At 60.3% G+C, this 21,700-nt stretch carries 13 protein-coding genes; 5 read left to right on the forward strand and 8 right to left on the reverse strand.

Going from position 1 to position 21,700, the window contains the following annotated elements:
- Window positions 1-93 precede the first annotated feature (93 nt).
- Window positions 94-1,164, forward strand: coding sequence for an autotransporter outer membrane beta-barrel domain-containing protein (locus CKW18_RS12305; protein ID WP_095189044.1), 1,071 nt, complete (start codon window positions 94-96; stop codon window positions 1,162-1,164).
- A 124-nt stretch (window positions 1,165-1,288) separates the two neighbouring features.
- On the opposite strand, the gene glgB is transcribed toward CKW18_RS12305, so the two are convergent.
- From glgB to CKW18_RS12320, 3 genes are all read right to left on the reverse strand, one after another.
- Complete coding sequence (gene glgB / locus CKW18_RS12310) at window positions 1,289-3,520, reverse strand: 1,4-alpha-glucan branching protein GlgB (RefSeq protein ID WP_095189045.1); 2,232 nt, start codon at window positions 3,518-3,520, stop codon at window positions 1,289-1,291.
- Window positions 3,521-3,522: 2 nt separating this feature from the next.
- Window positions 3,523-6,864: a maltose alpha-D-glucosyltransferase gene (gene treS / locus CKW18_RS12315; protein ID WP_095189046.1), complete on the reverse strand. Its 3,342-nt coding sequence runs from the start codon at window positions 6,862-6,864 to the stop codon at window positions 3,523-3,525.
- Window positions 6,865-7,033: 169 nt separating this feature from the next.
- Window positions 7,034-9,028, reverse strand: coding sequence for an alpha-1,4-glucan--maltose-1-phosphate maltosyltransferase (locus CKW18_RS12320; protein ID WP_095189047.1), 1,995 nt, complete (start codon window positions 9,026-9,028; stop codon window positions 7,034-7,036).
- A gap of 218 nt (window positions 9,029-9,246) precedes the next feature.
- On the opposite strand from CKW18_RS12320, the gene CKW18_RS30570 reads away from it, so the two are divergent.
- Window positions 9,247-9,405, forward strand: a complete 159-nt coding sequence (locus tag CKW18_RS30570; protein WP_167394898.1) for a hypothetical protein — start codon at window positions 9,247-9,249, stop codon at window positions 9,403-9,405.
- A 126-nt stretch (window positions 9,406-9,531) separates the two neighbouring features.
- Here CKW18_RS30570 and CKW18_RS12325 read toward each other — a convergent pair whose 3' ends face one another.
- Window positions 9,532-10,044, reverse strand: a complete 513-nt coding sequence (locus tag CKW18_RS12325) for an MgtC/SapB family protein (protein WP_095189048.1) — start codon at window positions 10,042-10,044, stop codon at window positions 9,532-9,534.
- A gap of 122 nt (window positions 10,045-10,166) precedes the next feature.
- Here CKW18_RS12325 and CKW18_RS12330 point away from each other — a divergent pair, with 122 nt between their 5' ends.
- The 3 genes from CKW18_RS12330 to mapR all read left to right on the forward strand — a co-directional run bounded on the left by CKW18_RS12330 (window position 10,167) and on the right by mapR (window position 13,606).
- Entirely contained in the window at window positions 10,167-10,415 is a 249-nt protein-coding gene (locus CKW18_RS12330) for a DUF3203 family protein (protein ID WP_095189049.1), read from the forward strand.
- 195 nt (window positions 10,416-10,610) lie between these two features.
- The gene (ccoG, locus tag CKW18_RS12335) at window positions 10,611-12,053 is read left to right on the forward strand and encodes a cytochrome c oxidase accessory protein CcoG (RefSeq protein ID WP_095189064.1); all 1,443 of its coding nucleotides are present in this window, start codon (window positions 10,611-10,613) and stop codon (window positions 12,051-12,053) included.
- 143 nt (window positions 12,054-12,196) lie between these two features.
- Window positions 12,197-13,606 (forward strand): GntR family transcriptional regulator MpaR, encoded by a 1,410-nt coding sequence (gene mapR, locus CKW18_RS12340; protein ID WP_095189050.1) that lies wholly within the window; start codon window positions 12,197-12,199, stop codon window positions 13,604-13,606.
- Between the two features lie 122 nt (window positions 13,607-13,728).
- On the opposite strand, the gene CKW18_RS12345 is transcribed toward mapR, so the two are convergent.
- From CKW18_RS12345 to CKW18_RS12360, 4 genes are all read right to left on the reverse strand, one after another.
- Window positions 13,729-14,475 carry an SDR family oxidoreductase gene (locus CKW18_RS12345; protein WP_095189051.1) on the reverse strand — a complete coding sequence of 249 codons (747 nt, stop codon included), beginning with the start codon at window positions 14,473-14,475 and terminating at the stop codon, window positions 13,729-13,731.
- A gap of 189 nt (window positions 14,476-14,664) precedes the next feature.
- Window positions 14,665-16,746: a bifunctional diguanylate cyclase/phosphodiesterase gene (locus tag CKW18_RS12350; protein WP_095189052.1), complete on the reverse strand. Its 2,082-nt coding sequence runs from the start codon at window positions 16,744-16,746 to the stop codon at window positions 14,665-14,667.
- Window positions 16,747-17,102: 356 nt separating this feature from the next.
- Window positions 17,103-18,572, reverse strand: a complete 1,470-nt coding sequence (locus CKW18_RS12355; protein ID WP_095189053.1) for an efflux transporter outer membrane subunit — start codon at window positions 18,570-18,572, stop codon at window positions 17,103-17,105.
- Window positions 18,569-21,676, reverse strand: coding sequence for an efflux RND transporter permease subunit (locus CKW18_RS12360; RefSeq protein ID WP_095189054.1), 3,108 nt, complete (start codon window positions 21,674-21,676; stop codon window positions 18,569-18,571). Before CKW18_RS12360 ends, CKW18_RS12355 begins: the two co-directional genes overlap by 4 nt.
- Window positions 21,677-21,700 lie beyond the last annotated feature (24 nt).

Raw genomic sequence — 21,700 nt, forward strand, 5'->3', positions numbered from 1 at the left:
TCACGGCTCGCCCCGCTCCATTCGGTCGCCCCTCGTTCGGGGTAGGAGAGACGCCATATCGAGATACCGCATGCGCTTGCAAGGTAGACCTCCATGAAAACTTCATTCCACTCAAACGAGATTAAAATCACTCTCTGCACAGTATCGAGCTCTATCTTGCTGTGCTCATCCATGGAGGCGCAGGCCAGCCCTGTGGCGGATGAAACCACGCCTTGGTATCGAGAGAACGTCCCGGTCATGACCTTGCCCGCGACAGTGATCACTCCCGGCCCGCAGCGCCTGAGCCCACAGCCGGATCTACGAGGCGGCGACCTGATTACCGAAGACCTTGCGCCAGGGGCTTGGGAGCAACTCTACGGTCGCAGTGCCCGGCAAGCGCAAACCGATGTACTGACTTCGGGCTACGCGACCTCCGCTAGCGGTGATTTCAAAGGCCCCGCCGTCCTGACCCTGCGAAGCGGCAGCGGCCATACCCAGACCATCGGCTTGATCGGCGGCGAGAACCGGATTCAAGCCAATGGCAACGGGCCGCTCACCAGCCGCGCCCTCGCCGATCCGGGCACCGACACCCTCAACCTGCAAGGCCAGAGCCTCGGCGCCTACTACAGTCTGACCGGCGCACAGGGCTGGCATGTCGATGTTTCGGCCAGTGGCGGGCGCGTCAGCGGTTTCAGTCGTAATGAACAAGGCGCCCGGCAGGCCACCGAAGGCAGCGCCATGACCTTCTCGGTCGAGGGCGGCTACCCGATTGGCTTGAGCGAAAACTGGGTGGTGGAACCACAGGCGCAATTGATCAATCAGCGCATCACCCTCGATACGCCGTACGCAGGCTCCGGCAATGCGTCTTCAACCGATTTGACCGCGTGGAGCGGCCGCGTCGGGGCACGCTTGAAAGGCAGTTATGACTTGAATGGTTTGCCGGTCGAACCTTACGTGCGCACCAACCTCTGGCACACGGTGTATACCGGCAGCACGGTGACGCTGGATCAGGTCGACAAGATCAGCAGCAGCCGCAAGTCATCCACCGTCGAGGTGGGATTGGGCCTGGTGGCGCGGGTGACGCCGGCGGTGAGTCTGTATGTCAGTGCCGATTACAGCAGTGATGTGGATGACAATGATCTGAATGGGTTGATTGGCAGCCTTGGGGTGCGGATGCGCTGGTGAGCGCTGGGCCGGATTTTGAAAGTGCCTGAACTGACGCCTTCGCGAACAGGCTCGCTCCCACAGGGGACATACATCCCAAATGTGGGAGCGAGCCTGCTCGCGAATGCAGCGACGCGGTCTCGGATCAACCCTCCGGCTTGAGGATCAACACCGCCAACGGCGGCAAGTTCAGCTCCAGCGACAGCGATTGCCCGTGGCTTGGCACTTCTTCGGTAAACGCCCCGCCACCGTTGCCGTAGTTGGAGCCGGCGTAAGTATCAGCATCGCTGTTGAGCAGTTCAGTCCAGCGCCCGGCAAACGGAACGCCTACGCGGTACGACTGACGCGGCACTGGCGTGAAGTTGGCCACCACCAACACCGGCTGACCGTCCTTGCTCCAGCGCAACCACGCATACACGCTGTTGATCGCATCGTCGCCAATCAACCACTGGAACCCCTGCGGCGCGTCGTCCTGGTCGTGCAGCGCGGGGACCTCGCGGTACAGGCGATTGAGGTCACCGACCAGTTTCTGCACGCCTTTGTGCTCGGAATACTGCAGCAAGTACCAATCCAGTTGCTGATCGTGATTCCACTCGCGCCACTGGCCGAACTCGCAGCCCATGAACAGCAGCTTCTTGCCCGGATGCGTCCACATGAAACTCAGGTAGGCGCGCAGGTTGGCGAATTTCTGCCAGCGGTCACCGGGCATCTTGTCAATCAGCGAATGCTTGCCGTGCACCACTTCATCGTGGGAGATCGGCAGGATAAAGCGCTCGGACCAGGCGTAGACCAGGCCAAAACTCAACTCGTTGTGATGATGGGCGCGGTACACCGGGTCCTGCTGAATGTAGTGCAGCGAATCGTGCATCCAGCCCATGTTCCACTTGTAGGCAAAACCCAAACCGCCCTGCTGGGTGCTCTGACTGACACCCGGCCATGCCGTGGATTCCTCGGCGATCACCAACGCGCCCGGCGCTTCCAGTTCGACCACATCGTTCAAGTGACGCAGGAAGTCGATCGCCTCCAGATTCTCCCGCCCACCGTGGCGGTTCGGCACCCATTCACCGGCCTTGCGCGAATAGTCGCGGTAAAGCATCGAAGCCACCGCATCCACGCGTAGGCCATCGATGTGGAAATGCTTCAACCAGTGCAACGCCGACGCGAGCATGTAGCCATGCACTTCGGTGCGGCCGAGGTTATAGATCAGCGTGTCCCAATCCTGATGGAAACCTTCCAGCGGATTGCCGTACTCGTACAGCGCCGTACCGTCGAACTGCGCCAGACCGTGAGTATCAGTGGGGAAATGCGCCGGCACCCAGTCGAGAATCACGCCGATGTCGGCGCGGTGGCAGGCGTCGACGAACTCGCCGAATTGCTCCGGCGTGCCGTAACGCGCACTGGGGGCAAATTGCGAGAGCAGTTGATAGCCCCACGAACCACCGAACGGGTGTTCCATGATTGGCATCAATTCGATGTGGGTGAAACCCAGCTCCTTCACATAGGGAATCAAGCGCTCGGCCAGTTCCGGCCAGGTGTATTGGCGCGCGACTTCCCCCAGATCGTCCAGCTCGCATTGCCACGAGCCGGCATGCAGCTCATAGATCGACAGCGGCGCCGAATGTTTTTGCCGTTCACGGCGGCTGTCCATCCAGTCGTGATCCTGCCAGTCGACTTGCAGCGGCGCGGCGACTTTTGAGGCGGTATCCGGTGGCAGGCTGGTGGCCAGCGCCATCGGGTCAGCCTTGAGCGGCAGAATCCCTTGAGCACCGAGTATTTCGTATTTGTACAACTCCCCGGCTTGCAGGCGCGGGATAAACAACTCCCAGACCCCGGAAGGATGGCGCAGACGCATCGGATGCCGGCGCCCGTCCCAGACGTTGAAATCACCCACCACGGAGACTCGTCGAGCGTTCGGCGCCCATACGGCAAAGCGCACACCGTCGACACCCTCGACGGTGGTCAGTTGCGCGCCGAGGCACGAACTGAGGTCGCGATGATTGCCTTCGGCAAACAGATACAAATCCATCTCGCCAAGCAATTGACCGAAGCTGTAGGGATCTTCCGCCACCTGCTCGCCACCGGCCCAACGGGTACTCAGCTGATACGGCCCGGCCTGATCGAAGTGGCCGACAAACAGCCCCGGCGTTTCAGTCTGCTCAAGCGTGCCGCGCTCTTGACCGCTGTCTTTGTCCAGCACCGAAACATTCAGCGCACCGGGCAAATAAGCCCGAATGAATTGCCCGCCGGCGCCATCGCCGTGTGGGCCAAGAATGGAAAACGGATCCGGGTGTTCCGCACGTACCAGCGCGTCGATGTCTTTCGCCGACGGCAGTAACGCTTCTTTAGCGTGACCCTGTTCCTTGTTCGAGAAACTCATGACTACTCTCCACCAAGATCGGAAAAGGGTTTAAGCCCTGTCAATAACCCATACAAACCGTGCAACGGCACGGGCAGCCACGTCGGGCGATTTTCGGCTTCATAGGCCACTTCATAGGCCGCCTTCTCCAGGCCGAACAACGCCAGCGCGGCGTCGGCACCGTCAGGATCTTGCCAAGCATGATCAAGACTAGCTGCCGCTTGGCGATATGCCTGAACAAATGCCTCGCGCGCTTCACGCAGATAACGTTCGGCCACACGACGACGAGCGTCTTCGGACTCGGCGCTGTGATCGACGTTGTGTACGTTGATGGTCATCGCCGCCGCGTAATCGAACGAGCGCAGCACGCCGCTGACATCCTTGTACGGACTGTGCTTGCCGCGGCGTTCGCTCAGCGGACGCGCCGGTTCACCCTCGAAATCGATCAGGTAGGCATCACCCTTGATCACCAGCACCTGCCCCAGATGCAAGTCGCCATGCACGCGAATACGCAGACCGCCGACGGCTTTTTTCGCCAGATCCTGCACGTGGGCGAGGATGGTTTTTTTCTCGTCGAGCAGGCGTTTGACCAGTTTCTGATCCGCCGCATTGAGTTCGCCCTGATGCTGCTTGAGCAGCTTCAACGCGTGCTCGACCTGCGCGGCGACGTCCTTGCCGGTGGCCTGCATGTCCTTGGCCGTACTGACGTTCGGCGCAAAGTCGGCATTGTCGGTCGGCGCCCCCAGCACCTGATGCATCTCGCCCAGACGCTGGCCGAGCATCGCGGCAAAGTCCTTTAGTTCGCCCAACGCGTTGTAGTGCTGTTCCTGCTCGGACATGGCATCGGCCAGTTCGTCACGCAGCGCCCGTTCGAGGTTGTTCTGCGTCCATTCCCACGCATCGCCCTGATTGCTCAGATAGCCTTGGGCGATCATCAGCAGATTGTCTTGACCCTGCGCATCGCGGCGAATCACCGAACCGAGCAGCGGTGAGATATTGGCAAATCCGGCGGCGGTCAGGTAAGCGCTCATCTCCAGTTCCGGGTGTACGCCAGAAGCGACTTTGCGGATCAGCTTAAGTACCAGGCTGTTGCCGATCACCACCGAACTGTTCGATTGCTCGGCCGACAGGTAACGCACTTCGGACTCGCCACCGAGGTTGAGATTGTCCAGGTGCGGCGTCGGCTCGAAACGGATTTCGCCCTCGACCGATTCCAGCACGGTGTTGTTTTGCATGCCTTGCAACACCGCACGAACAAACGTTTCAAGACTGAAGGCGTCAGTGATCAAACCGACCTGACGCACCCGGCGCACACGGGCCAGGGCCAGTTGCTGTGGCAGCGCCGCGCCGACCTGATCTTCGGAAATGAAGCCGAACGGCAGTTGGTAACGGCTGGTCTGGCCAGCGCTGGTGACTTCGATTTCGCTGAGCAGCACCGGATGCTGCGCATCGCCAAAGCGCACGCCATACGCCAGATTGACCTTGTCGATGGCGGCGTCCTTGCCGGCAAACCAGCGACGGTTTTGCAACCAGCTCGGCAGAATGCCCTGCTCCAGGGTCGCGCGGGACGGCGCCTCGAGCAATTCTTCCATGCGTTTTTTCAGCACCAGCGTGGTGAAGTCCGGCAGGCTCTGCGCCGGTTCAACGTGCCAGCTCGGCATCTGGTTTTCGGTCGCCAGGGCGAACCAGTAGAAGCCGTAAGGCGCCAGGGTCAGGAGGAAATTCAACTGGCCAATCGGCGGGAACGCGTTACCGCCAAGCATCTCCACCGGCACCATGCCGGTGTATGCAGACAGATCCAGCTCCGCCGCTTGCGCGCTGCGCGAGACGTTGGCCACGCACAGAATGATTTCGTGCTTGCCGTCGGCGTCGGTGAATTCGCGGGTGTAGGCCAGAATCCGTCGGTTACTCGGCGAGAGCATTTTCAGCGTGCCACGGCCGAACGCCTTGGACTGCTTGCGCACCGCGAGCATGCGCCGCGTCCAGTTCAACAGCGAATGCGGGTCGCCGGCCTGGGTTTCGACGTTGACCGACAGATAGCCGTATTGCGGATCCATGATCGGCGGCAGCACCAGGCTGGCCGGGTCGGCGCGGGAGAAGCCGCCGTTGCGGTCGATCGACCATTGCATGGGCGTGCGTACACCGTCACGGTCGCCAAGATAGATGTTGTCGCCCATGCCGATTTCATCGCCGTAATACAGGGTCGGCGTGCCCGGCATCGACAGCAGCAGGCTGTTGAGCAGTTCGACGCGGCGGCGATCACGTTCCATTAGCGGTGCCAGACGTCGGCGAATACCGAGGTTGATCCGCGCGCGGCGATCAGCGGCGTAGTAATTCCACAGGTAGTCGCGTTCCTTGTCGGTGACCATCTCCAGGGTCAGTTCATCGTGGTTACGCAGGAAGATCGCCCACTGGCAGTTAGCGGGGATTTCCGGGGTCTGACGGAGAATATCGGTAATCGGGAAGCGATCTTCCTGGGCCAGTGCCATATACATACGCGGCATCAACGGGAAGTGGAACGCCATGTGGCATTCATCGCCGTTAAGGCCTGCGGCATCGGTATCACCGAAGTACAACTGGGTGTCTTCCGGCCATTGGTTGGCTTCGGCCAGCAGCATGCGATCGGGATAATTGGCGTCGATCTCGGCGCGGATCTGCTTGAGGACGTCGTGGGTCTCGGGCAGGTTTTCGTTGTTGGTGCCGTCACGCTCGATCAGGTACGGAATCGCGTCGAGTCGCAGGCCGTCGATGCCCATGTCCAGCCAGTAACGCATCACCGACAGCACGGCTTTCATCACTTGCGGGTTGTCGAAATTCAGGTCTGGCTGGTGCGAATAGAAGCGGTGCCAGAAGTACTGGCCGGCGACCGGGTCCCAGGTCCAGTTGGACTTTTCGGTGTCGAGAAAAATGATCCGCGTGCCGTCGTATTTCTGGTCATCATCCGACCACACATAAAAGTCCCGCGCCGCTGAACCGGGCTTGGCCTTGCGCGCACGCTGGAACCACGGATGCTGGTCGGAGGTGTGGTTGATGACCAGTTCGGTGATCACCCGCAAACCGCGCTTGTGCGCCTCGGCAATGAAACGCTTGGCGTCGGCCATGGTGCCGTAATCGCTGTGTACGCCACGGTATTCGGCGATGTCATAGCCGTCATCACGGCGTGGCGAAGGGTAGAACGGCAACAGCCAGATGGTGTTGACGCCGAGTTCGGCGATGTAATCGAGTTTGGCGATCAGACCGGGAAAGTCGCCGATCCCGTCGTTGTTGGAGTCGAAAAATGATTTGACGTGAACCTGATAAATCACCGCGTCCTTGTACCAGAGCGGGTCTTTGATGAAGGTGGCTGCCTTGGGTTTCTTCGCCATGTGAAACTCCTGTTCAATTCTAGAAAAGCCGTGAGCCGATCACCTGACTCCAACTCAATGAGCAACCTGTGGGAGCGAGCCTGCTCGCGAATGCGGATCAACATTCAGCAAAAACGTCGCCTGCAAAATTGCTTTCGCGAGCAGGCTCGCTCCCACAGGAGATCTGTGTTCAGGCAGTAATTCGCCAAATGCCGAACGGCTGGTAAGCCGGGTCTAAGCGCATGAACTGATATTTGCCATGCCAGTCCCAACGATGCCCGTTCATCAAGTCCTCGCCATGGGTGGTGGCATCATCGGGCAGGCCCATTTCCCACAACGGCAGTTCGAAATTCGCTTCCTGAACGTTGTGCGGATCAAGGTTGACCGCCACCAGAATGAAGTTGCTGCCGTCAAAGCTGCGCTTGCCGAAATACAGAATGTTGTCGTTCCAGGCGTTGTAGATCTTCAGGCCAAGATGCGTGTGCAGCGCCGGGTTCTGCCGGCGGATGCGGTTGAACTGGGCGATCTCGGCAATGATGTTGCCGGGCGCGTTGAAGTCGCGGACGCGGATCTCGTACTTCTCCGAATCGAGGTATTCCTCCTTGCCCGGCACTGGTGCCGCTTCGCACAGTTCATAACCGGAATACATGCCCCACAGACCCGAGCCCATGGTTGCCAGCGCTGCGCGGATGAGAAAACCGGGACGCCCGGACTCATGCAGAAACGCCGGGTTGATGTCCGGCGTATTGACGAAAAAATTCGGCCGGTAGCATTCGCGCCACGGCGATTCGTTGAGTTCAGTGAAGTACGCAGCCAGCTCAGACTTGGTGTTGCGCCAGGTGAAATAGGTGTAGCTCTGGGTGTAACCGACCTTACCCAGGCGCGCCATCATTGCCGGCGTGGTAAACGCTTCAGCGAGGAAGATCACTTCCGGGTGCAGCGCCCGCACATCGGCGATCAGCCACTGCCAGAACGGCAGCGGCTTGGTGTGCGGATTGTCGACGCGAAAGATCTTCACGCCCTCCTCGACCCAGCCGACAACGATGTCACGCAGCTCGACCCACAGGCTCGGGATCGCATCCGGCGCATAGAAATCGACGTTGACGATGTCCTGGTATTTCTTCGGCGGGTTTTCCGCGTATTTGATCGTGCCGTCGGGGCGCCAGTTGAACCAGCCCGGGTGTTGCTTGAGCCACGGGTGATCCTGAGAACACTGGATGGCGAAATCGAGGGCGATTTCCAAACCGTGGTCAGCGGCAGCCGCCACCAGCCGCCGGAAGTCTTCGCGGGTGCCGAGTTGCGAGTGAATCGCCTCGTGCCCGCCCTCCTCGCTACCGATGGCATAAGGACTACCCGGATCATCCGGCCCGGCTGTCAGGGAATTGTTGCGGCCCTTGCGATGGGCGCGACCGATGGGATGGATCGGCGTGAAATAAAGCACGTCGAAGCCCATGTCCTGAATCATCGGTAACCGCGAGTGCACATCATTGAAAGTGCCATGACGGTTGGGATCGTCGGTGATCGAGCGCGGAAACAACTCATACCAACTGGCGAACTCGGCGAGTTCGCGTTCGACTTCCATAGGGAATTCGGCACTGACGCTCAAATAGGCGCGGTGATCAGCCTGGGCCATCAATTGCGCACTGCGTGAGTGCAGAAACAACGCGACCTGCTCGGTTTCGAGCAGCCCGGACAGTTCATGATGGAGTGCGGCGAGTTGTTCGCTGAGTTGGCCTTCGCTGCGCTCGGCGGCCTGCTGCACCATGGTTCGGCCTTCTTGCAGCTCCAGCGAAACCGGTACGGCGGCGTTGTGCTTTTTCTCCAGTTCATATTGGAAACTGGCGAAGTGGTCGATCCATGCTTCGATGCAGTACAGGAAACGGCCTTGGTGTTCAGGGCGGAACTGGCCTTTCCAGCCATTGTTGCCCTGATCGGACATGACCTCGCTTTGCCAGGTCTGCTCGCCTTCTTCGCGCCAGCGAATGCGTACCGCCAGTTTGTCGTGACCGTCGGCAAACACCTTGCTGGTCACGACCACATCGCGCCCGGCAATCGACTTGACGGCGAACTGGCCGCCATCGAGGGTGGGCATGGTGTCTTCAATAACGATGCGCGGCAGCAACAGCGCCTGCGACAGCGGCATGTGCGGGTTGTAGCTCTGTTCGGAAGGTTTTTCAGCAGTCATTGAGCATCTCTCCTTAACGCCCCAAGGACGCTCTTGTGCCGGATCAGTCCTCACAACGAGACACCGGCCCCGTCATGAACTCACTTAGGTTCCGAGCGGCCCGCGCCGGGAAAAGTTCAGCGAAACTTGCCTGGGTGAAAATGTGGATCGAATTCGCCACGAAGTGGTCAATCCACTTAAGCACTTCTCACGCCATGTGCCACACGGAGGTCTACCCGATGAACATTCCGATCCCGGCCGAAACACCTGATCCGAACATCGACAACCCGACGATTCCCGAAACCGAACCGCAACCGATCCCCGAGCAGGAACCGCCAGGCACCACGCCACCGCCTAAAGAAGAGCCACCGAGCACGATGCCGCCTGTCATCGTCTGACTGATCGTTCCCACGCTCCGCGTGGGAATGCAGCCCGGGACGCTCCGCGTCCCCAAGCGGACGCGGAGCGTCCATTGAGGCATTCCCACGCAGAGCGTGGGAACGATCAATCCCGCGCAGGAATGATCAGTGCTCATCAGTCTTTTCCTCGTCCTTTTCGAAGAGCTTCACGATGCGCGGCATCACGCTAAAAATCCCCAGCGCCAGAACGGTACTGAGCAGCGCCGTTGCTTCCCTGCCCAACCCCGCCGCCACACCAATCGCCGCCGTCATCCACAGCCCGGCAGCGGTGGTCAGGCCTTTGACGTGGCCTTCATCGCCTTCCTTGTTCTTCAGGATCGTACCGGCGCCGAGAAAACCGATCCCGGCAATCACTCCCTGCAACACCCGGCTCATGGCGTCGGATTCGGCCCCCGAGGTTTGCGGCACCAGCACAAACAGCGCCGCGCCCAGCGCCACCAACATATGCGTGCGGACCCCGGCAGCCTTGCCCTTGTGCTCGCGCTCAAATCCCAGAATCCCGCCCAGCACCGCCGCCATGAGCAGGCGTACGGTGATCCGCGTCAGTTGCGAGGCATCGCCGATGTCGGCGAATTCCGCTTGCAGGGTCACCCACACTTCATGCCACCACGCGTTCATCCTGCTGTCCTTTAAAGGGGTCGATAAAGGATGGACAGCGGCGACCATTAATCAGTTGCGCAGAACGATTGGCGAAGCCTGCGCCCTAACCTTCCATACCCCCGTGAAAAAAGGACAACCCCATGGCCCTGCGAATCGATGAATCCAATCCTGAGAGCAAAGTGTGTTTTTTCACCGTGGAGAATGGCGAAGAAATTCGTATCTGCGACACCCTGGAGGTCAAGACAGATAGCGATAAAGCCATGTCATTCGTTGAGATTGAAGCCCGGCGCGTTTACATCACCGAAGCAGAAGCCGACGCGCTGACGGTTGCCGGCGCCAGGGACGGTCGCAAACACCTGAAAGCCGACGAGAGTGATTCGGTGATTTGACTGACCCTGATCAACACCCCGCGCAAACGTCTGGGATAGGCGTTTGCGCCTTTGTCTGCGGGCTGCTTCAAGTTGTCGCAGGGCCTGCGTCAAAGACCATCTGATACGCTTTTTATTGAAATAGCTGAGTCTGTTATGCAAACAGATCGGCGCTCATAGTGCATCGGCCTGATGGAGGCTGATGAGCGACTGACCATGAGCGAACAAATCCCCGTCCGAACCGTAGAAGCAACGCCGACAATAGCGCCTCACATAAAGAAGGTGCCCGCACGCCCAATGAAGGCGACGGCCAAATCCAGCGACAACCAGATCCACACCCGCAGTTTCACCGGCCTGTTCCGCAACCTGCGTATAAGCGGCGCGGGGTGTCTGTTTTTGCTGTTTTTCGGCACGGTGTGGTTGAACTGGGGCGGTCGCCAGGCGGTGTTGTGGGACTTGTCGGAAAGTAAATTCCACATCTTTGGCGCGACCTTCTGGCCGCAGGATTTCATCCTGCTCTCGGCCCTGCTGATCATTGCCGCGTTCGGCCTGTTTGCCATTACCGTGTTCGCCGGCCGAGTCTGGTGCGGTTACACCTGCCCGCAGAGCTCGTGGACGTGGATCTTCATGTGGTGCGAGAAAATCACCGAGGGCGAGCGTAACCAGCGGATCAAACTGCAAGCGGCGCCGTGGGGCCTGAACAAACTGGCGCGGCGTGCAGCCAAGCACACGCTGTGGCTGGCGATCAGCGTGATGACCGGCCTGACCTTCGTCGGCTACTTCACGCCGATCCGACCACTGGCCGAAGAACTGCTGACCTTGCAAATCGGCGGTGTCAGTCTGTTCTGGGTGCTGTTCTTCACCGCCGCCACTTACATCAACGCCGGTTGGCTGCGCGAAGCGGTGTGCATGCACATGTGCCCCTATGCGCGGTTCCAGAGCGTGATGTTCGACAAGGACACCCTGGCGATTTCCTACGACGTGGCTCGCGGTGAAAACCGTGGCCCGCGCAAACGTGACGTCAGCCCGAAAGAAGCCGGCCTCGGCGACTGCATCGACTGCCAGCTGTGCGTGCAGGTCTGCCCGACCGGCATCGACATCCGCGACGGTTTGCAGATGGAGTGCATCGGTTGCGCGGCGTGCATCGACGCCTGTGACTCGATCATGGACAAGATGAACTACCCACGCGGGCTGATCCGCTACAGTTCCGAACGCGAATTGCAGGGCGGCAAGACGCATCTGCTGCGGCCACGGCTGATCGGTTACGTCGCGGTGCTGCTGGTGATGATCGGTGCACTGGCATTGGCCTTGGTCGAGCGGCCGATGGTATCGCTGGACGTGACCAAGGATCGCGGGCTGTTCCGCGAAAACGGTCAGGGCCAGATCGAAAACATCTACACCCTTAAGGTCATCAACAAAACCCAGCAGCGCCAGGATTACCATCTGAGCCTGGTCGACGGCGATGGCTTCCAGCTGCAAGGCAAAACCGAACTGAGCCTGGCGCCGGGCGAGATTGTCGATGTGCCGGTGTCGGTGGCGATGACCACGGATCGGCCGAGCAGCAGCTCGCAGACCTTGAGTTTCAAGATTGCCGACAGCGATGAGCCTGAGGTTTACAGCGTGGCGAAGAGCAGGTTTGTGGCGCCGATGAATCGCTGAGCCGTTAGACTGCGGCGCAGCCATTCGCGAGCAGGCTCGCTCCCACACTGGATCTGCAGTGTTCACAAAACCCATGTGGGAGCGAGCCTGCTCGCGAATGAAGGCGACGCGGTCTTCCCGAATGAAATCAAACCGGACCCAAGATGAAACGCTACGAAAAATTCGCCGACGACATCGCTGAACTGATCCGCTCCGGCGTCCTCGGCCCCGGCCAGCGCGTGCCCTCGGTGCGTTATGCCAGCCAGACCTACGGCGTCAGCCCGTCCACGGTGTTCCAGGCTTACTACCTGCTCGAACGCCGTGGCCTGATCCGCGCCCGCCCGCGCTCCGGCTATTTCGTCAACTCCCACGCGCCAAGCCCGTTCTCGGAGCCGGTGATCAGCAGCCACGTCAACGATTCCACTGAAGTCGACGTCAGCGAACTGGTGTTCTCGGTGCTGGAATCAATCAAGGACCCGAGCACCGTACCGTTCGGCTCGGCCTTCCCCAGCCCGACGCTGTTCCCGTTGCAACGCCTGTCGCGCTCGCTGGCCAGCGCCGCACGGGAGATGGATCCGCGCATGGTCGTCACCGACATGTCGCCGGGTAATCCGCAACTGCGCCGGCAAATCGCCCTGCGCTATATGGTCGGCGGATTGATGCTGCCGATGGAAGAACTGCTGATCACCAACGGCGCCCTCGAAGCGCTGAACCTGTGCCTGCAAGCGGTAACCGAACCGGGCGATCTGGTGGCCATCGAGGCGCCGGCGTTCTACGCCAGCCTGCAAGTATTGGAACGGCTGAAACTCAAAGCCGTGGAAATCCCCGTACACCCGCGTGACGGCATCGACCTCGGTGTGCTCGCGCAGACACTTGAGCGTCACCCGATCAAAGCCTGCTGGTGCATGACCAGTTTCCAGAACCCGATGGGCGCGACCATGCCTGAAGCGAAAAAACAGGAGCTGGTCGAACTGCTGCGTCTCCATCAGGTGCCGTTGATCGAGGATGACGTCTACGCAGAACTCTATTACGGTCAGCAGGCGCCGAAACCGGCCAAGGCCTTCGACACCGAAGGGTTGGTGATGCATTGCGGCTCGTTCGCCAAGAGCCTCGCCCCCGGCTACCGCATCGGCTGGGTCGCCGCCGGGCGTTACGCGCAGAAAATCGAACGGCTGAAACTCATGACCTCGCTGTGCGCCTCGATGCCGGCGCAAGCCGCGATTGCCGACTATTTGCAACATGGCGGCTACGACCGGCACCTGCGCAAACTGCGTTATGCGCTGGAAGAGCAACAGAGTGCGATGCTCGCGGCGATTGCCCGTTACTTTCCGGCGCAGACGCGGGTCAGCCAACCGGCCGGCGGTTACTTCCTCTGGCTGGAACTGCCGCCGCAGATGGATTCATTGAAGTTGTTTCAGATGGCGCTGGCCCAAGGCATCAGCATTGCGCCGGGGCCGATCTTTTCGCCGACCCAGCGCTTTCGCAACTGCATCCGGTTGAACTACGGCAGCCCGTGGACCGAGGATTCGGAAAAGGCCATGGAGACGTTGGGGCGGATTGTGCGCTCGTTCTGAAGTGCGATGTCGCCTTGACTATTGCTTTCGCGAGCAGGCTCGCTCCCACAGGAAATGCATTCCAAATGTGGGAGCGAGCCTGCTCGCGAAGGGGTCGGGTCAGGCAACACAGCTTTTGAAGCTCAGCGCCCGCCCCCCAGATCAACAAATGTCCCGGTGGCATACGAAGCCTTGTCCGACAACAACCAGACAATCGCCTCAGCCACCTCATCCGGGCGCCCGCCACGGGCCATCGGAATCGCCGACTCAAGTTTGCTGACCCGATCCGGATCGCCGCTCAGGGCATGGAAATCGGTATAGATGTAACCCGGGCGTACCGCATTGACACGAATCCCCTCGCCCGCCACTTCCTTGGACAAGCCGATGGTGAACGAGTCGAGCGCACCTTTGGATGCCGCGTAATCAACGTACTCATTCGGCGAACCCAGGCGTGATGCCACCGACGACACATTGACAATACTGCCGCCCTGCCCGCCGTGCTTGGGCGACATGCGCAGGATCGCGTGCTTGGCGCAGAGGATCGGCGCCAGGACATTGGTTTTCATGGTTTTGAGGATGCGAAATTCAGACATTTCGTCGACCCGCGACTTTTGCCCGACGGTGCCGGCGTTATTGACCAGCGCAGTGACCCGACCCAACTCGGCGTCAACCCGCTGAAACAGCGCGATCACTTCGTCTTCGATACTGACGTCGGCACGCACCGCAATGGCTTGCGCGCCCAACGCACGAACTTGCTCCAGCACGCTTTGCGCGGCCTGTTCATCCGACTGATAGTTGATGCAGATCCGATAGCCTTGCCCGGCAGCCAATAACGCCGTAGCGGCGCCAATTCCGCGCCCGCCGCCGGTGATCACAATGACTTTATCCATGCTGGCCTTTCCCCCAAATGCACACGTAACAGTCGGGGGGAAGAATAACCGCCATTGACGGGTTTTGCATGAGGTGTGTTTCGTCCGGCCGGACGCCTTCGCGAGCAGGCCCGCTCCCACACTGGATCTGTGCACAACGCAGCCCCCTGTGGGAGCGAGCCTGCTCGCGAAGAACGCTGACGCGGTCTATCAGACTGTCGTCAGCTTCTCGCCCCGTACAATGCCCTGCATGAACGTATCCGCCGGCATCGGATGGCCCAGCAGATACCCTTGCAACGCATCACAACCCAGCTGCGTGAGGAAATCCTGCTGCGAGCCGGTCTCCACACCTTCCGCCACAATCCGCAAACCCAATGTCTGGCCCAGTGCAACAATCGCCGAGACAATCGCCGCATCATCAGTGTCATGCTCCAGATCACGCACGAAGCCACGGTCGATTTTCAGCTCATTGGCTGGCAAACGCTTGAGGTACATGAGGCTTGAGTAACCGGTGCCGAAGTCGTCGATCGACAGGTCGACGCCCATGTCCGACAACTCCTGCAATACCGTCATGCTCGCGTCGGCGTCGCTCATCGCCGTGGTTTCGGTGATTTCCAGGGTCAGGCTGTTGGCCGGCAAATGATGCGTGGCCAGCGCTTTGGCCACGCTTCGCACCAGCCCGGTATGGCAGAACTGCAACGCCGACAGGTTCACCGCGATGCGCCAGTCGGTATAACCCAGTACATACCATTCGCGCATCTGCCGGCAGGCTTCGTTGAGCACCCATTCACCGATCGGGATGATCAGGCCGGTTTTCTCCGCCAAATCGATGAATTTGTCTGGCATCAGCATGCCGTGAACCGGATGTTGCCAGCGCAGCAGCGCTTCGGCGCCAACCGGGCGACGACTGGCGGCGTCGAACTTGGGCTGGTAATACAGACTGAACTGGCTGTGTTCCAGGGCTGCGCGCAAGTCCTGCAACAGCTGCAACTGTTTGCGTGCGTTGGTGTTCATCGACGCGTCAAAGAAACTGTAACCGTTCTTGCCGCCACCCTTGGCGTGATACATCGCGGCGTCGGCGTTCATCAGCAGTTCCTGGGGGCTCTGACCATTGCCCGGGTACAGGGCGATGCCGACGCTCGCCGATATCTGCAAATCATGTTCAGCCACGCGAAACGCTTGCCCGATCAGGCTGACCTGTCGTGCGGCCAGCCCCAAGGCGTCATCGGGCTCGGTCAGGCGCACCAGCAAGACAAACTCATCGCCACCGATCCGCGCCAGCGTGTCGAGGCTGCGCAAGTCATCGCGCAGACGCACGCCGACCTCGCGTAACAGTTGATCGCCCATGTGATGGCCGAAGGCGTCATTGACCGGTTTGAAGCCGTCCAGATCGATGAACATCAACGCAAAGCAGCCGCCCTGCTCATTGACCTTTTTCATCGCCTGATTGATCCGGTCATCCAGCAACATGCGGTTGGGCAGACCGGTCAGCGGGTCGTGCAGGGCCAGTTGCGTGAGTTCGCGATTGGCCACGGTCAACGAGTGCGCCAGATCCGCTGTGCGCGCTTCAAGTCGCGCGTCGAGGATCGAGGTCAGCAAAGCAATCGACAACACCGCCAGTGTGGTGATCAGCACCAGACTGTCGAGGCCGTTGCCCTTCAGGCCATTGAGCGTAGCGCCGCAGAAACTGCCGTCAGGAAATTGCGCGGCGGCCATCCCGGTGTAATGCATGCCGACGATGGCAATGCCCATGATCACTGCTGCACCGGCGCGAATCAGACGCACGTAAGGCGAATGCTGGCGCAGGCGGAAAGCGATCCACAGTGCCGCCGCAGAGGCGCCGACCGCAATCAGCAATGAGGCGCTGAACAGTGTGGGGTCGTAATCTATACCGGGGGTCATGCGCATTGCCGCCATGCCGGTGTAATGCATGGCACTGATGCCGGCGCCCATGATCAGTGCGCCAAACGCCAATTGCAGGATTGGCAGTTTTGGCTGACTGACCAGCCACAGGGCAAACCCACAGGACAGCAGCGCGATCAGCAGCGAAAGCGCCGTGAGGGTGATGTCGTAACCGAGGTCGATCGGCAGTTTGAAGGCGAGCATGCCGATGAAGTGCATCGACCAGACACCAATACCCATCGCAAACCCGCCACCGGCCGTCCAGAAATGCACCGCGCGGCCCCTTGCCGTGGCGATGCGCCCGGTGAGGTCGAGAGCGGTGTACGACGCCAGGATCGCGACGCACAGCGAAATGAAAACCAGGGTGGAGGAATAACTACCGATGAGCATGGGGATTCTCGTGACTACCCAATCCGGACTGCGTCCATTCTCGGTCGGGCAAAAGCGGCGATTGTACTGATTGCGCAGAAGAACGCACTGACTAAGTGATCAATTTGCCATCATCCCGATGAAACGCTTGTTCGATCGTCCTGAATGGCTCTGGCCCGCCTTTCAGAGCCCACCCCAAAGATCGATTAACTCCCTGATCTTTTGATCCTGATCATTCCCGCGCTCTGCGTGGGACGATCAATTGACTCCCTGTAGGAGCTGCCGCAGGCTGCGATCTTTTGATCTTGTCTGCTGAACATCAAGATCAAAAGATCGCAGCCTGCGGCAGCTCCTACAGTGTTACCGAAGGTTATGGTTCAGTTGGCATCAGTCGTGTCGAGCTGGCCATCCCAACCGCCACCCAACGCCGCGATGAGCTGGACGCTGGCGATCAAGCGGCTTTGCAAGACATTCAGCACACTGCGCTCGTTACTCAGCGCCGTGGCTTGCACCACGACCACGTCGATATAGGCTATCAACCCGGCCTTGTACTGGTTTTCCGTCAGGCGCAAGGAGTCACGCGCTGCGTCCAGGGCTTCCTGGCGCACCGCCGCTTCGTCTTCGTACACCTTCAACTGCACCAGATAGTTTTCCACTTCGCGGAATCCGTCGAGCACGGTCTGTCGGTACTTGGCCACTGTCTGGTCGTACAGCGCTTCATTACGGTCAACCTCTGCCGAGCGTATACCGCCATCGAACAGCGGCAGGTTGAGTTTTGGCCCGACCGACCAGAAGCGGTTCGGCAGACTGATCAGGTCATTTGAAGTACTGCTGCTGTAACCGCCGCTGAGGCTCAGGGTCAGGTCCGGGTAGTACGCCGCCTTCGCCACACCAATGTTGGCGTTGGCGGCGATGACCGAACGTTCTGCCGAGGCGATGTCCGGACGGCGCTCCAGCAGTTGCGACGGCAGGCTCAACGGCACTTGCGGCAGCTTCGGAATGGTCTGGATTTCAGCGATGTTGAAATTGGCCGGCGCTTGCCCGGTCAGCACGGCAATGGCGTTCTCGAACTGCGCGCGCTGCCAGATCAGATCGACGAGATCGGCCTGGGTGCTTTTCAGTTGTGTCTGCGCCTGCGCCACTGCATCACGCCCGGAGACGCCCGCGCGGTACTGGTTCTGGGTCATTTTCAATGAGCGTTCATATGCCGCGACTGTGGCTTCGAGCAGACGTTTCTGCTGATCGATCACTCGCAGTTGCAGGTAGTTCTGCACCAGTTCCGACTGCTGACTCAGACGCATCGCCGCCAGATCGGCAAAGCTTGCCTGGGCACTGGCTTGATTGGCTTCAAGTCCGCGACGCAACTTGCCCCAGATATCGGCTTCCCAACTCACGCCCAGTTGCGCGTTGTACGTATCGCGAATGCCGCTGGAGGAGCTGCTCAGGCTCGAACTGCTGCTGCCGGTGCCCTGGCTGGAGCGGGTCTTGCCCAGGCTCAGGTCGACGCTGGGGTAGAACGCGCCGCGCGCACTGCGCACCAAGGCTTGTGCCTGACGGTACTGCGCTTCCGATTGCGCGACCGTCTGGTTGGCGTTGTTGAGTTTCTCGATCAGGCCGTTGAGCTGCTGATCGCCGTACAACTCCCACCAGGCGCCACGGGCCAGCGAGTCGCTCGGGTTGGCCTGACGCCAGCCTTCGGCTTCCTTGTATTGGGCGATTTCGGCTGTCTGCGGGCGCTGGTAGTCCGGGCCGACGGCGCAGGCACTGAGCATCGCCACGCACAGTGACAGGCTCAACAGACGCGAGCCGCGAACAGTGGCCAGTTGGATAAGCGAACGGTCAGTCATAGCGGAGTTTCCAGAGCGGCGTCAGTACGCACGCCACGCCATTTGTTGAACCGATGGCGCAGCTTGTCGAGATAGAGGTAAACCACAGGCGTGGTGTAAAGGGTCAGCACCTGGCTGAAGATCAGCCCGCCAATGATGGTCAGGCCCAATGGCTGGCGCATTTCCGCGCCTTCGGCGCGGCCGAGCAGCAACGGCAAGGCACCGAGGATCGCCGCCAGGGTGGTCATCAGAATCGGTCGCAGGCGTTGCAGGCAAGCACTGCGGATCGATTCCAGTGGTGTCATGCCCTGGTGGCGTTCCAGTTGCAGCGCGAGGTCGATCATCAGGATCGCGTTTTTCTTCACCACACCGATCAGCAGGAACAGCCCGAGCAGCGAGATCAGGCTGAACTCGCCACCCAGCGCGTAGATCGACAGCAACGCGCCGACCCCGGCCGAGGGCAAGGTCGACAGAATCGTCAGCGGATGAATGTAGCTTTCATACAGCACACCCAGCACCAGATACACTGCCAGCAACGCCCCGAGAATCATGAACGGCTGGCTCTTCTGGGTGGCGGCGAAAGCGTCGGCGGTACCGGCCATTTTCGCGATCACGTCTTCCGGCAGGCCGAGTTTGGCGATGGCCCGCTCGATAGCCGCACTGCCCTGCTCCACGGTCACGCCTTCGGCCATGTCGAAGGAAATGTCCTCGGACGCGAACTGGCCTTCGTGGCTGACGCGGTCGTCTTCCAGACTGCTCTCGTAGTGCGCGATGGTCGACAGCGGTATCCGCGCACCGTCGGCCGTGATCACCTGAACCTGCTTCAGCGTAATCGGGTCCTGAGCGTATTTCTGATTGACCTCCATCACCACTTGATACTGGTTGAGGCTGTCGTAGATCGTTGAAATCTGCCGCTGGCTGTAAGCGTTATTCAGCACCGCCGTGACCATATTCATGTCCACGCCCAGGCGTTTAGCCTGATCACGGTCGACAATCAGCGTCACCTGCTGCGCGCCCTTGCCTTCACGGGCATCGATAGCCGTCAGCTCGGGCAAGGCTCGCAGCGCAGCGACCACTTTCGGATACCACTCGCGCAACTCACCCAGATCGCCGCTTTGCAGGATGTAGCTGTATTGCGACGTGGTCTGCTCACGGCCACCGCCGAATTGCAGGTCCTGATCGGCCATGAGCATCAGTTGCGCACCGGGCACCTTGGGCATTTCCTTGCGCAGACGCTCGATGACTTTTTGCGCCGACATCTGGCGGTCCTTGATCGGCTTCAAGCGCACCAGCATGAAGGCGTTGTTGGTGCCGTTGGAGCCACCGATGAACCCGGCGACACTCTCCACCGCTTCGTCCTTGAGCACGGCACAGCGGAAGGTTTCCATTTTCGGCTGCATCACGCTGAACGACAGCCCGTCGTCCCCGCGCACAAAACCGATCAACTGGCCGGTGTCCTGTTGCGGCATGAAGGTTTTCGGTACCACCACGTAGAGCGCGACGTTGACGCCGACGGTGATCAACAGGCTGAGCAACGTCAGGCGGCGGTGACGCAACACCCAGTCGAGGCTGGTCGCGTACTTGTCGACCATCCAGTCGTTGCTCTTGCGGCTCCAGCGTTGCAGGCGGTTTTCCTGACCCGGCGTGTGCGGTTTGAGCCAGCGAGCGCAAAGCATCGGTGTCAGGGTCAGCGACACCACCAGAGAGACCACGATGGCCGCCGCCAGGGTGATGGAAAACTCGCGGAACAGGCTCTCGACAATGCCGCCCATGAACAGGATCGACAGAAATACGGCGACCAGCGACACGTTCATCGACAGCAAGGTGAACCCGACTTCCTTGGCCCCGAGATACGCGGCCTGCATCGGTTTGACGCCTTCGTCGATGTGCCGGGAAATGTTTTCCAGCACCACGATCGCGTCATCCACCACCAGCCCGGTGGCGAGAATCAGCGCCATCAGCGACAGGTTGTTCAGCGAGAAGCCGTAGAGGTACATGACGGCGAAGGTGCCGACCAGCGATACCGGCACCGCCAATGTCGGAATGAGCGAGGCGCGGAAGTTACCGAGGAACAGGAACACCACCAGAATCACCAGGGCGACGGCGATCAACAGGGTCATCTCTGCTTCATGCAGCGTTGCCTTGATCACTGGCGAGCGATCCATCGCCAGATTCAGCTTCACGCTGGCCGGCAGCACCGCTTGCAGCGCGGGCAACTGCGCCTTGATTTCGTTGACCGTCTCGATGATGTTGGCACCGGCCTGACGGTTGATCACCAGCAACACCGCCGCATCGTCGTTGAAGAAACCGCTGTTGTAGCGATCTTCGACGCCGTCGCTGACCTTGGCCACGTCCTTCAGGCGCAACGCAGCCCCGTCGGCGTAATGGATGATCAGCGATTCGTAATCCTTGGCTTTTTCCAGTTGGTCGTTGGCCTGGATCTGCCACAGGCGCTGACCATCCTCGACCGAACCCTTGGGCCGGCGCACGTTGGCATCGGCGATGGTCTTGCGCACATCGTCGAGGGCCACGCCGTATTGGTTGAGTGCCTGCGGTTCGAGCTCGATGCGCACGGCCGGCAGCGAGCTACCACCAATCTGCACCTCACCTACGCCCTGAACCTGCGACAGGCTCTGGGAGAGGATGGTCGAGGCCAGATCGTAGAGCTGACCTTTTTCCAGCACATCCGAAGTCAGCGACAGCACCATGATCGGCGCCTGCGACGGGTTGACCTTCTTGTAGGTCGGCATGCTGCGCATCCCGCTCGGCAGCAAATTACGTGAGGCGTTGATCGCCGCTTGCACTTCCCGCGCCGCGCCGTTGATGTCACGGTCGAGGTCGAACTGCAAAATGACTCGGGTCGAGCCCTGACTGGAACGGCTGCTCATGGTGTTGACGCCGGCAATCGCGCCGAACGAGCGCTCCAGCGGCGTGGCCACGGTGGACGCCATGACCTCCGGACTGGCACCGGGCAGACTCGCCTGCACGACGATCACCGGGAAGTCCATTTGCGGCAGTGGCGACACCGGCAACAGGCCGAAGCTGACACCGCCCAGCAGCATGATCGCCAGGCTCAGGAGCATGGTTGCGACCGGGCGCTTGATGAAGGGACCCGACAGATTCATCGAACGCAGTCCCCAACATCACAC

It is taken from the genome of Pseudomonas sp. Irchel 3E19 (assembly GCF_900187585.1).
Lineage (GTDB): Bacteria > Pseudomonadota > Gammaproteobacteria > Pseudomonadales > Pseudomonadaceae > Aquipseudomonas > Aquipseudomonas baetica.

Excerpts from the sequence above, each read along its gene's own strand:
- CKW18_RS12305 (WP_095189044.1), top strand. The coding sequence starts at position 94 with ATGAAAACTTCATTCCACTCAAACGAGATTAAAATCACTCTCTGCACA.
- glgB (WP_095189045.1), bottom strand. The coding sequence starts at position 3,520 with ATGAGTTTCTCGAACAAGGAACAGGGTCACGCTAAAGAAGCGTTACTG.
- treS (WP_095189046.1), bottom strand. The coding sequence starts at position 6,864 with ATGGCGAAGAAACCCAAGGCAGCCACCTTCATCAAAGACCCGCTCTGG.
- CKW18_RS12320 (WP_095189047.1), bottom strand. The coding sequence starts at position 9,028 with ATGACTGCTGAAAAACCTTCCGAACAGAGCTACAACCCGCACATGCCG.
- CKW18_RS30570 (WP_167394898.1), top strand. The coding sequence starts at position 9,247 with ATGAACATTCCGATCCCGGCCGAAACACCTGATCCGAACATCGACAAC.
- CKW18_RS12325 (WP_095189048.1), bottom strand. The coding sequence starts at position 10,044 with ATGAACGCGTGGTGGCATGAAGTGTGGGTGACCCTGCAAGCGGAATTC.
- CKW18_RS12330 (WP_095189049.1), top strand. The coding sequence starts at position 10,167 with ATGGCCCTGCGAATCGATGAATCCAATCCTGAGAGCAAAGTGTGTTTT.
- ccoG (WP_095189064.1), top strand. The coding sequence starts at position 10,611 with ATGAGCGAACAAATCCCCGTCCGAACCGTAGAAGCAACGCCGACAATA.
- mapR (WP_095189050.1), top strand. The coding sequence starts at position 12,197 with ATGAAACGCTACGAAAAATTCGCCGACGACATCGCTGAACTGATCCGC.
- CKW18_RS12345 (WP_095189051.1), bottom strand. The coding sequence starts at position 14,475 with ATGGATAAAGTCATTGTGATCACCGGCGGCGGGCGCGGAATTGGCGCC.
- CKW18_RS12350 (WP_095189052.1), bottom strand. The coding sequence starts at position 16,746 with ATGCTCATCGGTAGTTATTCCTCCACCCTGGTTTTCATTTCGCTGTGC.
- CKW18_RS12355 (WP_095189053.1), bottom strand. The coding sequence starts at position 18,572 with ATGACTGACCGTTCGCTTATCCAACTGGCCACTGTTCGCGGCTCGCGT.
- CKW18_RS12360 (WP_095189054.1), bottom strand. The coding sequence starts at position 21,676 with ATGAATCTGTCGGGTCCCTTCATCAAGCGCCCGGTCGCAACCATGCTC.